A 13,744-nucleotide genomic window follows, 5' to 3' on the forward strand; every position below is an offset into this window, starting at 1 on the left:
CGTTCTTCCCTCCTCTGAGTTGCCAGAACGCGCCCTTCGGGGCGCGTTCTCGTTTCGGGCAGCGAAACCGGTAGCTGCCGACCGTGGGTCGGCAGGCCCTGTTTGCCTTCGGCCTGAGTCGTTGTGGCGTGTGTATCTGCCACACCCGCGCCGCACGGCGGTCACCGTCCTGCAACGTCCCAAGCGCCCAATACCCCCACGCGGCCCGGCCGTGGTGGCGCTCCGGTGGGGGCGTCGCCACCCTGGGCCCGACCAGATCCTCCACGATCAGCCACGGGAACGGTGTCATGCGCCATCAACGGACGAAGCGGTATTTCCAGCAGTTGTTCGCGCTGTACGCCGGGTTGGTCGGCGCGCGCTGAAGACGGCACCGATGGCACCGGTAGTGACGGCCGCTGGCCGGCTCCTGGCAGACGCCGACCGGCCACCGGCAGTAATCAGCGTGTCCGCACGTACTGCGCCCATAAGGCCGGCAACGTCACGCCGCTGAGTGTTTCCCACAACGCCGGCGTATAGCGGCCCTCGCGCAGCGCACCATCAAGCGCCTTCACCAGCCCGGGATGCTGCGCCTCGCTCCACGCCAGGAACGCACCGGTGACCCGGTAGCCGGTATCGACGTTCTGCTCCGGTTTGACCTGTGTCGGCAGTGCCCAGCCCGCCCCGGCGTTGTCGCTGCCATAGCGGTCGCGGGCGTAATCGGCGATACCTTCCACCAGCCAGCCCGGCACACGCGCATTGGCGTACTCCGGGTAGCCCTGCACGATGTGCATCGCCTCATGCGTGACCAGATCGATGTCGCCCGGGTGCTTGGCCAGCCAGGCCGGATTGATCGTGATCGTCGCCGCCTGCGCCTTCTCGCCGACGAAGGCGATGCCGTCGTACGCCGGGTCGATGACGATGCCGACCTGCGTCGGTGCGGCCGGATGGAAATCGGCGCGCTCGCGCAGATAGGCACCGAAGAAGGTCTCGATGATCCGCTCACGTACAGGCGCGGCCAGCGCATCGCTGGCGTCGCGGTAGTGCAGGGTCACGCCCTCGCGGGTCTGGGTGGTCTCGAATGCGTGTGCATCGGCGAGCCCGGCGGTGACGAGCAGGGCGGTCAGCAGGCACCGGGTGATGGGCAGGGCAGTCCTCATCGCACCGCCGCCGGGGCGAGCAGCTCGACTTCCGCCAGTTGCAGGCGACCCGGTGCACCGATGCGCAGCCGGTACTCGGCGTAGCGGCCCGGGTGGGCGATGCGGAACGGTCGGGTCTGCATGGCCCACCCAAAGGCTTCGCCACGGCGCTGGTCCACCTGCAACCAGCGGCCACCGGTGGTGCGCGCCTCCAGCGTCCAGTCGCCGTCGCGGATCGGGCCGTTGCCGCTGGTCAGCGTGTACATCGACGGCGTACCCGCCGCGACATTGCTGAAGGTGATCGTGCTTGAGCTACCCAGCGGCAGTGACGTGGAAGCATCATCATCGATCAGCGCAGCCGCCGCGCGGCCATCGCCGAGCTGGGCGGTCGCGCCGGTGCCGAGAAGATCATGCAGCAGGGCCGGCTGCTGGCCGCGCGCAGTGAGCGAGCGCGGCGCATCGTCCGGGCCGCTGCCCCAGCGCGAGGGTTCCGGGCCCATGACGAAGTCCAGCGTGGCGCCCTTGGCCAGCAGGTCGTGCGGCAGCCAGGTTTTGGTCCACGGGGCGCCGTTGACCTTCAGCGACTGCACGTAGATGTTGCGGTCCGAGTTCTCCGGCGCGTTGACGGTCAGCACCGCGCCGCCCTGCAGTTCCACGCGGGCATGGCGGAACAGCGGCGAGCCGATCACGTACTCCGGGGCGCCCATGCGCAGCGGGTAGATGCCCAGCGAGGCGAACAGGTACCACGCCGAGGTCTCACCGTTGTCCTCATCGCCCGGATAGCCCTGGCCGATCTCGCTGCCCAGATACAGGCGCGAGAGGATCTCGCGCACATGCTGCTGGGTCTTCCACGGCTGCCCGGCATACAGGTACATCCACGGGATGTGGTGCGCCGGCTGGTTGCTGTGCGCGTACATGCCCATGCGCACATCGCGCGCTTCGGTCATCTCATGGATGGTGCCGCCGTAGGAGCCGGCAAACGCAGCATCGGCGGTTTCCGGTGTGGCGAAGAAGGTGTCCAGCTTGGCCGCCAGTTGTTCACGGCCGCCGTACAGCGCCGCCAGCCCTTCGCCGTCATGCGCGGCGGTGAAGGCGAACGTCCAGCCGTTGGATTCGGTGTAGTCATGGCCCCACACGCGCGGGTCATAGTCCTTGGCGTCCAGGCGCCAGCTGCCATCCGGCTTGCGACCCTGGAAGAAGCCTGCGGCAGGATCGAACAACGTGGCGTAGGTGCCGGCGCGGTGGCGGAAGTAATCGGCCTCGGTCGCATAGCGTTCGCGCGCGGCCGGCGTATCGGCCTGGGTGGCCAGCACCTCGGCCATGTTGGCCACGCCGAAATCGTTGAGCGCGCCTTCCATCGTCCACGACATGCCTTCGTGCACATCGGCGGTGGCATAGCCACGGAACGTGGAACGGTCCATGCCCTTGCGCCCGACATGGCGATCCGGCGGCACCACGGTCGCGTTCTTCAGTGCGGCAGCGTAGGCCTCCTGCGGGTCGAAGCCACCAATGCCCTTCAGCCACGCATCGGCGAAGGCCACGTCCGAACTGGTGCCCACCATCAGGTCGGCGTAGCCGGGCGAGGACCAGCGGGCGACCCAGCCCCCAGCGCGGTACTGCTCGATGAAGCCCTGTACCAGCGCGCCCGCATCGTCCTTGGTGAACAGCGCATAGGCCGGCCAGGTGGTGCGGAAGGTGTCCCAGAAGCCGTTGTTGACGTACACCTTGCCGTCGCGCACTGGCGCGAAGCTGCGCGTGGAACTGCCGTCGGTGTTCTCATCCGAGGCGCTGGCCTGGCTGGCATAGCGCCAGTCCGGTGCCGCTGCGGTGCCGGCATTCTCATGGCCGGAATTGGGATAGAGGTAGAGGCGATACAGGTTGGAGTACAGCGTGGTCTTCTGGTCGTCGGTGGCATCACCCACGTCGAAGCGGGCCAGGCGCTGATCCCACGCGTCCTGTGCGCGCGCGGCCACGCGATCCACATCGTCGGCAGCCGCCACTTCCAGCGCGAGGTTGTGGCGCGCCTGCTCGACCGAGATCAGCGACGTGGCGATGCGCATCGAGACGCGGTGGTCGGTGCCCGCATCGAACTTGATGTAGCCGGTCGGGCGGCCGGTGTTCACTGTGCCGCTGCTGCGCCACGGGCGGTCGAAGCTGGCCACCACATACATGCGGGTGGCGCCGGTGGACAGGCCGCTGCGCGTATCGGTGTAGCCGCTCAAGGTCTGCGTGGCGGCATCGAGAGTCAGGCCGCCGCGCGCGTCGACGTTGTCGAACAGCAGGTTGGCGTCACCGCCTTCGGGGAACGCGAAGCGGAAGATCGCGGCGTGGTCGGTCGGTGCGATCGAGGCGGCGATGCCGTTGTCGAAGCGCACGTCATAGCGGTACGGGCGGGCCTGCTCGTTGTCGCGCGAGAAGCTCAGCGCCCGTTTGCTGCGGTCGGCCTCGGGCACGCCACGGGTCGCCGATGGCATCACCTGGAAGGTCTGGCGGTCACCCATCCACGGGCTGGGCTGGTGGCTCAGCGCCAGCGCCTGCAGGCGAGGGCGGTTGGCCGCGTCGTTCTGTTCGTTCCAGCGGTACAGCCAGGTCAGCGAGCCGGCATCGGTCACCGGTGTCCAGAAGTTGAAGCCGTGCGGCACGGCGGTCGCCGGGAAATTGTTGCCGCGCGAGAAGGTGCCGTTGGCCTGCGTGCCCCGGGTGGTCAGAACCCAGTCCGACGGGCGCTGCGGCGTGCTGCGCGGCTGCGCCTCCAGGCGGACATCGTCGATCCAGCCGGCCACCGGCGCGCCGTCGGCGCTGGCGACTTCCAGCTCGAGCGCGACCACGCGGCGCCCGCGCAATGCCGGGGTATCGCCCAGGCGAACGGCTTTGCGCGCCCACTGCTGCGGGTACAGCGTCTTCGAGTCGCCCTGGGCACGCGCACCCAGCGCCACGCCGTGGTGGTCGCGCGCGGCGCTGGCCGAGACGCGGGCACCGTCGTCGAGCACCAGATCGAGCGAGACGTAGGTCGAGGCCACGGTGTCCTTGCCGACGATCTCGGGCAGCACCAGCCAGGACAGAGTGGTCTCGGCCTCGATGACCAGATCGGTGTTGAACAGCTGGCGGCGCGCCTGGCCGCCGGTGCTGGCGTAGTGCAGCGCATGCAGGCCGCTGTAGCCGACCCCGGGTTTGGCGGCATAGGGCGCGGCCGGCCCGCTACCGACCCGCACCTGCAGGGCGCTGTCACTGGCAGCCGCGGCCGGGGCCGGCTGGCCGGGCTCGAACGAGGTCTGCAGGCCCTGCGCAGCGGCCGGCAGAGCGATCGAGGCGCAGGCCAAGGCCAGAGCGAGGGGAAGGGCGCGGCGGGCAGGGTGCAGGTCGGACAGGGTCATGCAAGGGTCTCCCGAGAAGGGCAGGCGGCAGGCAGGACCCGCATCGATGGCCACGGCGGACGGCGTCGCCCCAGCCATCGGCAGACGGCAGACGGCAGGAAAGGGGCGATGCATGTCCGGTGGGGGGCGGGCAGGCGATCGGGTCAGTGATCGGTACCGGTCGATCCTGCATCACGGGAACGGGCGCTGACAAGTGCAATTAGTTCGATCTAAATCCCGCAAATTCGTTTCATTGGCCATTGTTGACAATGCATTTGGATCGATTTAAAAACATAGGTGGTCGGTTGGACGAGGAGCCAGCCGTCCCAACCCGGGCCGCTTCGCTCCGGCGGCCGTCCGCAGTCGCCAGATGCTAGAATCGGCGGTCTCGCAACCCCCTTTGTGTGTCCACGCCATGAGCCATACCGCCACCGCGCCCGCCAATGCCGAGAAGCGTTACACCGTGCACCGCAGCGATCTGCCGCTGAGCTGCCCGACGCCGGAAATGGCGCTGTGGAACTCGCACCCGCGCGTGTACCTGCCGATCGAAGACGAGCCCAACTGCGAGGCTGCGTGCCCGTACTGCGGCGCCGTGTTCGTGCTCGCCGACTGATCCGCGGACCACACTGTGCGCCGACTGACCGTGGTGCAGCTGCTGCCGGCGCTGCACTCCGGCGGGGTCGAACGCTCCACCCTTGAGATTGCCTCCGCCCTGGTGGCCGCCGGCCACCGGGCCATCGTCGTGTCCGCCGGTGGGCGCCTGGTCGAACCGTTGCTTGCCAGTGGCGCCGAACACCTGACGCTGGATATCGGCCGCAAGTCGCTGCTGACGCTGCGCCATGTGCTGACCCTGCGCAATCTCTTCAACGAAGTGGGCGCGGACATCGTGCACGCGCGTTCACGTCTGCCGGCCTGGCTGGGCCTTTACGCCGTGCGCAACCTGCCGGCGGCGACCCGTCCGCGCTGGGTCACCACCGTGCACGGGCTCAACTCGCCGGGCCGCTACAGCGCGGTGATGACCAGCGGCGAGCGCGTGATCTGCGTCTCCAACAGCGTGCGTGAGTTCGTGCGCACGCACTATCCCAGCGTGCCGGCCGAGCGCCTGCAGGTGATACCCCGCGGTGTCGATGTCGCGCAATTTCCACGCGTCGGCCGGCAGGATCGCCGTGCGCGCCTGGCCGTGGGCGAGCAGCATCCCGCGCTGGCCGGCGATGCGCCGCTGCTGTTGCTGCCTGGCCGTGGCACCCGCCTGAAAGGGCATCGCCATGCGTTGAGCCTGCTGGCCGGGCTGCACGCCGCCGGTGTGCCGGCCACGCTGTGGATGCCAGGCACGCGCGAGCCCGGTCGCGAATCCTATGTCGCCGAACTGGAGGCGCAGGCGCGCAGCCTTGGCGTGTTCGATGCGGTGCTGATGACCGCGCCGACCTCGCGCATCGCGCAGGCCTATGCAGCCAGTGATCTGGTCCTGCAGTTGTCGGACAAAGCCGAAGCGTTTGGTCGCACCGTGGTCGAAGCATTGTCGGTGGGTCGCCCCGTGCTGGGCTGGAACCATGGCGGCGTCGGCGAGTTGTTGACTCAGCTGCAACCCTCCGGCGCGGTACCCTTGGGCGACGCTGATGCACTGCTGGCGCGCGCGCAGCAGTTGCTGCTGCAGCCGCCCTCACTGCCGACGCGGATTCCGTTTACCTTGCAGGCCATGCAGCGTGACACGCTCCAGCTCTATACCTCCCTCATCAGCTGAGCCCGTCGTCCTTCCCGGTTCGCCGGGCTCCCGCGCGGGCCGCTGGGCCCCGTGGTGGGTGATTGCGTTCGTCGCGTTGTGGCCGCTGCCCGGCATCGCCGAGGGCGTGCTGGTGCTTGGCGCGCTGTACGCGGCGGTGCGCATGGTCCAGCTGCGGCTGCAGGGCAATCAGCGCCTGCTCAGCAGCCCGGCCTGGGCGCTGACCAGCATCCTGTTTCTTGGTTATTGGTTGCCGCAGGCGTTCTCCGCGTTTGATGCGATCGATCCCGGCACGGCATGGCGCAAAGCCGCTGCCGGCCTGCGCTATCTGCCCTTCATGTGGCTGGTGGCGATTGCCGTGGCCACCCCGCAGCGGCGCGCGCTGACGCTGGGCGGGCTGGCGGTGATCACCGGGCTGTGGACGGTGGATGCGCTGGCACAGGCGATCGTCGGCAGCAGCCCGCTGTTCTGGTCGATGGACCAGCTCAAGTGGGCGGTCAGTGGCCATGGGTTGTGTTCACCGCAGGAGATGGCGGCGGCGGATCGCCTCAGCGGCGTGCTCGGCCCGTGCAACCTCAAATTCGGCCAGGTGCTGGCCAGCCTCTCGTCGTTCCTGTTGTTCGCCGCCTCTCGGCGTGCGGGCATTCTCGGCTGGTCACTGGTGGCCGCCGCGGTGGGGGTCGTGCTGGTCTTGGCGGGCTCGCGCGCGGCGTGGCTGACCTATGCGCTGGTGCTGGTGTTCTCCGGCTGGCGGTTGATCGGCGTGCGCGGGTTGCTGGCCTGCGTCGCCGTCGGTGCGGTCGCGGCAGTCGTGCTCACCGTGAGCGTGCCCCAGGTCGGTGACCGCGTCGCGCGTACCGCCATGGCGTGGGAAGGCGAGAACGACGGCGTCAATCAGGCCTTGTCCGGGCGCGCCCAGATCTGGGCCGCAGCGGCGTGCATGATCGAACAACACCCGATCAATGGTGTCGGCGCACGTGGCTTCCGCGATGCCTACCCGGGCTGCAATCCGGCCCCCGCCACGCAGGACGTGTGGGGTGCTGGACCGGCGCTGCACGCGCACCAAATCCTGCTTGAGATCCTGTCCGAAACCGGCATTCTCGGCCTGCTGCTGTGGCTGGCCGCCGTGGCTCAAGCTTGGCGCGCATGGCGGTTCGCCCCGCCGCAGGCGCGGGAGCATGCACGCCCGGCGATGCTGGCACTGGCGGTAACTGTGTTCCCGCTCAACACCCACTTGGCGTTCTATTCGACTTTCTGGGGCGGCCTGACCCTGCTGTTGGCCGCATTGTATGCGGGCAGCCTGTTGGCGAAAGACGACCGGTAACCGCGGAAAACGTCCGGCGTTACCGGTAGTAATCGCTCCGCCCACCGGGCTGACGCTTGAACCGACGGTGGATCCACAGGTACTGGTCCGGGGCCTCGCGCACCATGGCTTCGATGGCCTGATTGACCCGGGCGGTATCGGCCTCGACATCCTCGCTGGGGAAATTCTCCAGCGGTGCGCCGATCTTCAGGAAATACTTGCCGCCTTCGCGACGGTGGAAATACGGGATCACCGCGCAGCCGGTCATCCGTGCCAGCTGGTGCGTGGCCGTGATGGTCGAGGCAGTGTGGCCGAAGAACGGCACGAACACCGTGTCCTTGCCGCGCATGTCCTGGTCCGGCGCATACCAGAGGAAGCCGCCCTTCTTCAGATGCCGCACCGTGGCGCGGATGTCCTCGTTGGCGTACATCGCCTTGGCGTAGCGCAGGCGGCCGAACTTCACCGCCCACTCGTACACCGGGTTGCGGTGCTTGCGGTACATGCCGGACAGCTCGACGTGATCGCACAGCAGGCGGCCGCACATCTCCAGCGTCATGAAGTGGCCGGAGACCAGCAGCACGCCACGGCCTTCGGCCTGCATGCGGTGCAGGTGCTCCAGCCCTTCGATCTGTACCTGCGGGCGGATGCTGTCGATGCTGCCCCACCAGGCACGGGCGAATTCAAAGATGCCCACGCCCAGCGCGTCGAAGCTGTCGCGCAGCAGGCGCTGGCGCCAGGCGTCGTCCTTCTCGGGGAAGCACAGCTTCAAGTTGACCTCGGCGGCACGCCGGCGGCTGCTGGCCAGCCGGTAGGCGACCGTGCCGACGCCACGACCGAGCGCGCGCTGCAGCATCCACGGCAGGCGGGCGATCGCGAAGGCGACCAGCATGAAAGCGAAGGTCGGCCAGTGGCGCGGGTTGCGCAGGGACGGCCGGGTGGCAGTGGAAGCGTTATCGGACATGCCTGGATTCTAATGGATGCGCCCGGATGCGTCCCGGCAGGGCCATCACGACAGCGCGGCGTGTCTTCGCCGCGCCGCTCCCGTATCCTTTGCGCATGCGTAAAAGCCCTGTCGAATGGATCCTGCGCGGCCTGTACTCGGCCGTGCTGTACCTGCTGTTGCCGATCACCGTGTACCACCTGGTCTGGCGGGGCTTCCGGGTGCGCGAGTATTTCCAGCGCTGGGATGAGCGCTATGCCTCCTATCCGCACTCCAGCGGCCAGCCCCGGGTCTGGCTGCACGCGGTCTCGGTCGGTGAGGTGAATGCCGCTGCGCCGCTGGTGAACGCGCTGCGTGCGCTGCGTCCGGACATCCGCTGGGTGATCACCACGATCACCCCGACCGGCTCCGAGCGGGTCCGGTCACTGTGGGGCGATGCGGTCGATCACGTGTATCTGCCTTACGACGTGCCGGGCAGCGTCGGCCGCTTCCTGGGCCACTTCAAGCCCAGCCTGGCGTTGATCCTGGAAACGGAGCTGTGGCCGAACCTGCTGTTCGGCTGCCGCGACCGCAAGATCCCTGTCTACATCCTCAATGCCCGCCTGTCGGCGCGCTCACTGCGCGGTTACCGGCTGCTCAGTGCCCTGATTGGACGTGCACTGCGCACGGTCACCTGCGTGGCCGCGCAGTCGGCCGACGACGCCGAGCGGTTCATCCAGCTCGGTGCCCGCCCTGAACAGGTGCAGCCGCTGGGTAATCTGAAATTCGATATCGCCACACCGAACGTGCAGGACTTCATCGCGCGCTTCCATGATCTGGTGCCGGCCACGCGCCCGGTCTGGATCGCCGCCAGTACGCATGAGGGCGAAGAGCAGGCCACCATCGATCTGCACCGCCGCCTGCGCGAAGCGGTGCCGGGCCTGCTGCTGTTGTGGGCGCCGCGTCATCCCGAGCGCTTCCCGCGGGTGGAAGCGCTGGCCCGCGAGCAGGGCTGGAAGGTCGCCACGCGTCGCCAGCAGCAGTGGCCGCAGGCGGATACGGATGTGTTCGTGATCGATACGCTGGGCGAGCTGATGTCGTTCTACGGTTGTGCGCAGGTGGCCTTCGTCGGTGGCAGCCTGCAGGCCATCGGCGGCCACAATCTGCTGGAGCCCGCGGCCATGGGCACGGCGGCGGTCACCGGGCCGCACCTGCACAACTTCGCCGAGATTTCCCGGCGCATGCGCGAAGCCGGTGCGGTGGTGATCGCCGAGGATGCCAACGGGGTCGGCGATGCGCTGCTGACCCTGCTGCGTGACCCGCAGGCGCGCGAAGACATGGCGCGTGCGGGCTGCGAGCTGGTCAGCAACGGCCGTGGCGCGTTGAAGCGCACCGTGGCCCTGATCGCCCCGCAGTTGCCGCCGCCGGTGGCGTGATCGCGACCCGCTTGGCCGCCTTGCAGGGCGACCAGGCCGGCCGATCCATCAGCCCGCGGCGACCAGCAGATCCCCCAGGAAGGCATATGCAAACCCGAAGTAGATGAACACGCCGATGAGGTCCATGACCGAGGTGATCATCGGTGCCGACAGCGTGGCCGGATCCGCCCCGATGCGGCGTGCGGCGAAGGGCAGCAGCGCGCCGATGATGCCGCCCAACGCGGTGCACACCAGCATGCTCGAGCCCACCACCAGCAGCACGTCCATGCCCACACCTTTGCTGAAGTAAGCCAGGATCGCTTCGAGTACGGCGATGGTGATGCCCAGCCCCGCCGCGACCGGCAGTTCGCGCTGGATCACGAACCACACATCGCGCCAGCTCAGTTTCAGCTCGCCCAGCGCCATGCTGCGGATCACCAGCGTGGCCGACTGGCTGCCGGTATTGCCGCCCATGTCCACGATCGGGGCGATGAAGGCGGCCAGCACGATCACCTGCGACAGCAGCTCCTCCTGCGCGGCGACAAACGTACTGGTAACGATGCCGAAGCAGGTCAGGATCGCCAGCCAGAACACACGCACCCGGAACATCTGCTTCAGCGGCGTGCTGCGCACATCAAGATCGTTCCCGTTGCCGCTGACCGTGCCGCCAAAGCGCGCCAGCTGCGAGGCATCCTGTTCCTTCTCGATGTCCATCGCATCGTCCACGGTGACGATGCCGATCATGCGGTCGCCGCCATTGGTCACCGGCAGCGCGAGCAGATCGTAACGACGGATCAGTTCGGCGGCCTGCAGCCTGGGCCAGTGCGCCTTCGCGGCGACCGGCTGCTCATGCATGATCGAGGTGATCGTGCGGTTCTCGTTGGCCAGCACCAGATCACGCAGGGCCACCGTGCCGCGCAGCCGCAGCGTATGGTCGAGCACGAACAGGATGTTCACCGTCTCGCTGTGCAGCGCCGTGGCGCGGATATGTGCCAGCGCCTGCGCCACGGTCATCTCCGGTGAGACCCACACGTAATCGGAGGTGGTCGACGAGCCGACCGTGCCTTCGGGGTAGGACGCCATCTTGAGGATGTCGTCGCGCTCGACCTTGGTCAGCGCCGGCAGCAGCTTCTGCTTGGCGTCATCGCCAAGCCGGTTGTACAGGTCGGCGCGATCATCCGAGGGCATGTGCTCGAACAGCTGTACGACCGCTTCGCGGGCCATCGCGGCCAGCAGCTGATCCTGGCGTATCTCGGTGAAGTGAGCGAACAGCTCGGCACGTGCCTGCGGCTCGAGCATCATCAGCAAGGGGAGTGTCTTGTCCACGCTCAGTGCGTCGAGCGCATCGACCAGGTCGGACGGATGCGTGGTCGCGACGATGCTGACAAAGCCAGCAGTGTCGAGCGAGAGCGAGAGGGTGCGGATCGAGAACAGGAGGTCTTCGCGGTTCATGGTGGTTCTCCAGCAAAAAAGCAGCGCAGTGCGCTGAGGTACACAAGGCCGACGCACGGGCAGGGCTCGAGCGGGGCAGGTATCGGTGGGTGCATGGGCCGTGTGCTGACGTGCGCGCGGTCCGGTCGATCGGTGCCGTCAGGCGGCACGCAGGGCGTTACGGTGCAGAGGCCAGGTTGAAGCCGAGCGTGATCCAGTGACCGTCACGCTGGTGGTGGACACGACCCGCGAGCAGATCCACGCTGGCGCCGCGCCAGAGTTCGTGGCGGACACCGAACTGACTGCTGCGCTGGCGTGTCGCGTCACGTGCGGTTTCGGCCAGCAGCGACCAGTGCGGCGCGGTGACGATTTCCAGGCCGATGCCATCGGTACGGCCGCGTGCGCCGGCGGTGCGGGCCCAGCCCAGGTTGAGGTGCAGCAGTGTGCGATCGCTGGCGCCAAGGGCAATGGTCAGGGGCGCGTTGATGCCCCAGTCATCGCCACGCAGGTGGCGCCAGTCGCTGCCAATGCCCGCACTCAGCGCCAGGCCCCAACGGCGCTGGTCGATGTCGCGCAGCACGCGCTTGGCACCCAGCGCCCATTGCGTGGACGAGGCAGCATGTTGATGGCTCACGCCGAGCGACCACTCGGTATCGGCGAAGGTGCAGGCCGGTACGGCGGTCCACTCCGCCCCGGCATCGGTGTGGCGGGCCCAGCTTTCCAGCTGGCAGCGGCCGGCATCGGTGATCGAGGCGTCATCCACCATCAGGCTGGCGGCGGCGCGGGTGTCGAACGGAAGCATCGCCACGGCCACGAGCGGCAGGGCGAACACACGGGAAACGTGCATGGGCAATCTCCAGGCAAACGGAAACGCCAGCGGCACCCTTCTTGGGGTCGGTGGAACGGCGATACGGATGATGCGAGGCGGGCGAGCGTGTCAGCTGCGCCGGTGGGCCCCGTCCTGTGCGGACGGAACCGACCTTGGGGTCAGTGGGTCCGTCGGCTCAGGAGCAGCAACGAGATCGACTATGACTGTCCAAGGAGGGGGCCTCTGGAGGGAAAGGGAAGGTGGTGCGGGGCGGACCATAGTCACCCGGCAAGGTCAGGTCAACAGGTTTCTGCCGTTTGACTGCGTTCTGTGTGCCTGGTCGCGGTTGAGAGTGCTTACTGGTGGGGAGTTTTTAGTGGTGGTCGGTTAGGCAGAGCGGCGTTGCAACGTGCGGCAGACTGTCGCGACCGGCCCTATGGCGAACCAATCAATCAAGCGGCCGCAATAGAAAAAACAAAGCTGAACAAACTTGAAGTGGATGTATTGGAGGTGCTCTACTCCGCAAGGTGGTGGTGTGCCTGTCCGGCTTCGTCCCCGAAACCAACCTGCCTTCTGCGAATCTTGCAGCGCCGGCGTATGCGGATGAGTCGCATGGGAAATGGATGTCCAACTTCGGGGAACATGATGAAGCATGCTGCTATCGGCGCTTTGCTGATGCTGATGATGTCTGCTGTCCACGCGCGGGACACCGCGAAGGAGCCGTGGGAAGAGGCCGAACGTCAAAGAGATGCATCTGAATACTGCCTCAAATAGCCAGCAGTATCCGAGCAAGCCGGAAGTGAGGCCGGCGCGCCCAGAAGAAATTCCTGGAGGTTGATGACATGGTTGAGGACTACAGCATGGTTGAGGATATGCCGGACTTTGCTCAGTGGGTCGATGCCAATGCCGGTGCATTTGACTTCTCTGACTACATTCATGCTCAGGTTGTGCAAGGGAGGATGACAACCGATGTGCTAGGTGCATTGGTTGGATGGCTATGGCCTCAGCTTCTAGAAGTGGGAGGGTTGATCGTACTTGCGTCAAAGAAGGACAAGGTGCCGCTCCTGAAATCGCAGGGTTTTTCGGAGGGTGAGGTCGAGTACTGGTGCAACTTCACGAATATTGATGGCATGTTGCCAGGAATTCCTGTTTCTTTCACTACTCGCCTGGCGCATATAGTCCATGACATGTGGAGCGCGAAACTACAGAGCGAGTTTCCGTCTAAGCAATTTAAGATAAGTGTTGTTGAGTCTCGAGATCAGAATGAGTTGAGCGTAACGTTTCAGCAGATGCGGTAGCGAGCAGGCAGTTGGTATCGCGAATAAAACAGCGGTACTACGATAGTGGCGGCTGGATCCAGATCCACAGCGAGGGTGCAACGCAGCGGGACTTTTGTTTCGAGTTATGGAATCGTCCATGGAACGCGGACGGAAGCCCGTGGAACCATCACCCTTCTTCCCCAGAAGTCATTGGGTGGCACGCTGGCCAATCCCGGGCCTGAAGTAACAACCAAACTTCTTAACTTCAGTGATAAAGCCGGTCAGAATATCGAAGTGACCAGTGACCAGTGACCAGTGACCAGTGGCCAGTGGCCAAAGAACGGTGGAGCAAAACTGAACGGTGAACGGCGCGAGTCGGAGCCAGCACCTGCAGGACAACGCGGCAGATGTACGGATCAAA

At 66.7% G+C, this 13,744-nt stretch carries 10 protein-coding genes; 5 read left to right on the plus strand and 5 right to left on the minus strand.

From position 1 onward, the window contains the following. Nucleotides 1–437: 437 nt before the first annotated feature. Together ABE464_RS07450 and ABE464_RS07455 are read right to left on the minus strand one after the other, a co-directional pair. The gene (locus tag ABE464_RS07450) at nt 438–1,136 is read right to left on the minus strand and encodes a basic secretory protein-like protein (protein WP_346468629.1); all 699 of its coding nucleotides are present in this window, start codon (nt 1,134–1,136) and stop codon (nt 438–440) included. Further along, a complete protein-coding gene (locus ABE464_RS07455) occupies nt 1,133–4,489 on the minus strand; it encodes a GH92 family glycosyl hydrolase (protein ID WP_346471415.1) in 3,357 nt (1,118 codons plus the stop codon). Before ABE464_RS07455 ends, ABE464_RS07450 begins: the two co-directional genes overlap by 4 nt. A gap of 394 nt (nt 4,490–4,883) precedes the next feature. Here ABE464_RS07455 and ABE464_RS07460 point away from each other — a divergent pair, with 394 nt between their 5' ends. From ABE464_RS07460 to ABE464_RS07470, 3 genes are read left to right on the plus strand one after another with little or no spacing between them, the layout of a single operon-like run. Continuing rightward, on the plus strand, nt 4,884–5,081 hold the full coding sequence (locus ABE464_RS07460; protein ID WP_019183790.1) for a zinc-finger domain-containing protein: 198 nt from the start codon (nt 4,884–4,886) through the stop codon (nt 5,079–5,081). A gap of 15 nt (nt 5,082–5,096) precedes the next feature. After that, nucleotides 5,097–6,209: a glycosyltransferase gene (locus ABE464_RS07465; protein WP_346471416.1), complete on the plus strand. Its 1,113-nt coding sequence runs from the start codon at nt 5,097–5,099 to the stop codon at nt 6,207–6,209. A gap of 58 nt (nt 6,210–6,267) precedes the next feature. Next, complete coding sequence (locus tag ABE464_RS07470; RefSeq protein ID WP_346471417.1) at nt 6,268–7,512, plus strand: O-antigen ligase family protein; 1,245 nt, start codon at nt 6,268–6,270, stop codon at nt 7,510–7,512. Nucleotides 7,513–7,531: 19 nt separating this feature from the next. Here ABE464_RS07470 and ABE464_RS07475 read toward each other — a convergent pair whose 3' ends face one another. Beyond that, the gene (locus ABE464_RS07475; protein ID WP_019183794.1) at nt 7,532–8,452 is read right to left on the minus strand and encodes an LpxL/LpxP family Kdo(2)-lipid IV(A) lauroyl/palmitoleoyl acyltransferase; all 921 of its coding nucleotides are present in this window, start codon (nt 8,450–8,452) and stop codon (nt 7,532–7,534) included. 95 nt (nt 8,453–8,547) lie between these two features. On the opposite strand from ABE464_RS07475, the gene waaA reads away from it, so the two are divergent. Then, entirely contained in the window at nt 8,548–9,846 is a 1,299-nt protein-coding gene (waaA, locus tag ABE464_RS07480) for a lipid IV(A) 3-deoxy-D-manno-octulosonic acid transferase (protein ID WP_123730243.1), read from the plus strand. 48 nt (nt 9,847–9,894) lie between these two features. On the opposite strand, the gene mgtE is transcribed toward waaA, so the two are convergent. Next, nucleotides 9,895–11,277, minus strand: coding sequence for a magnesium transporter (mgtE, locus tag ABE464_RS07485; RefSeq protein ID WP_346471418.1), 1,383 nt, complete (start codon nt 11,275–11,277; stop codon nt 9,895–9,897). 157 nt (nt 11,278–11,434) lie between these two features. Further along, nucleotides 11,435–12,103 carry a hypothetical protein gene (locus ABE464_RS07490; protein ID WP_346471419.1) on the minus strand — a complete coding sequence of 223 codons (669 nt, stop codon included), beginning with the start codon at nt 12,101–12,103 and terminating at the stop codon, nt 11,435–11,437. Nucleotides 12,104–12,906: 803 nt separating this feature from the next. On the opposite strand from ABE464_RS07490, the gene ABE464_RS07495 reads away from it, so the two are divergent. Beyond that, nucleotides 12,907–13,362 carry a hypothetical protein gene (locus ABE464_RS07495; RefSeq protein ID WP_346471420.1) on the plus strand — a complete coding sequence of 152 codons (456 nt, stop codon included), beginning with the start codon at nt 12,907–12,909 and terminating at the stop codon, nt 13,360–13,362. Nucleotides 13,363–13,744 lie beyond the last annotated feature (382 nt).

Source organism: Stenotrophomonas sp. TWI587 (genome assembly GCF_039674145.1).
Classification (GTDB): Bacteria; Pseudomonadota; Gammaproteobacteria; order Xanthomonadales; family Xanthomonadaceae; genus Stenotrophomonas; species Stenotrophomonas maltophilia_AY.

What these genes read in the sequence shown, in the direction of transcription:
- waaA (WP_123730243.1), top strand. Translation starts at nt 8,548, where the DNA reads ATGCGTAAAAGCCCTGTCGAATGGATCCTGCGCGGCCTGTACTCGGCC.
- ABE464_RS07475 (WP_019183794.1), bottom strand. Translation starts at nt 8,452, where the DNA reads ATGTCCGATAACGCTTCCACTGCCACCCGGCCGTCCCTGCGCAACCCG.
- ABE464_RS07495 (WP_346471420.1), top strand. Translation starts at nt 12,907, where the DNA reads ATGGTTGAGGACTACAGCATGGTTGAGGATATGCCGGACTTTGCTCAG.
- ABE464_RS07490 (WP_346471419.1), bottom strand. Translation starts at nt 12,103, where the DNA reads ATGCACGTTTCCCGTGTGTTCGCCCTGCCGCTCGTGGCCGTGGCGATG.
- mgtE (WP_346471418.1), bottom strand. Translation starts at nt 11,277, where the DNA reads ATGAACCGCGAAGACCTCCTGTTCTCGATCCGCACCCTCTCGCTCTCG.
- ABE464_RS07455 (WP_346471415.1), bottom strand. Translation starts at nt 4,489, where the DNA reads ATGACCCTGTCCGACCTGCACCCTGCCCGCCGCGCCCTTCCCCTCGCT.
- ABE464_RS07460 (WP_019183790.1), top strand. Translation starts at nt 4,884, where the DNA reads ATGAGCCATACCGCCACCGCGCCCGCCAATGCCGAGAAGCGTTACACC.
- ABE464_RS07450 (WP_346468629.1), bottom strand. Translation starts at nt 1,136, where the DNA reads ATGAGGACTGCCCTGCCCATCACCCGGTGCCTGCTGACCGCCCTGCTC.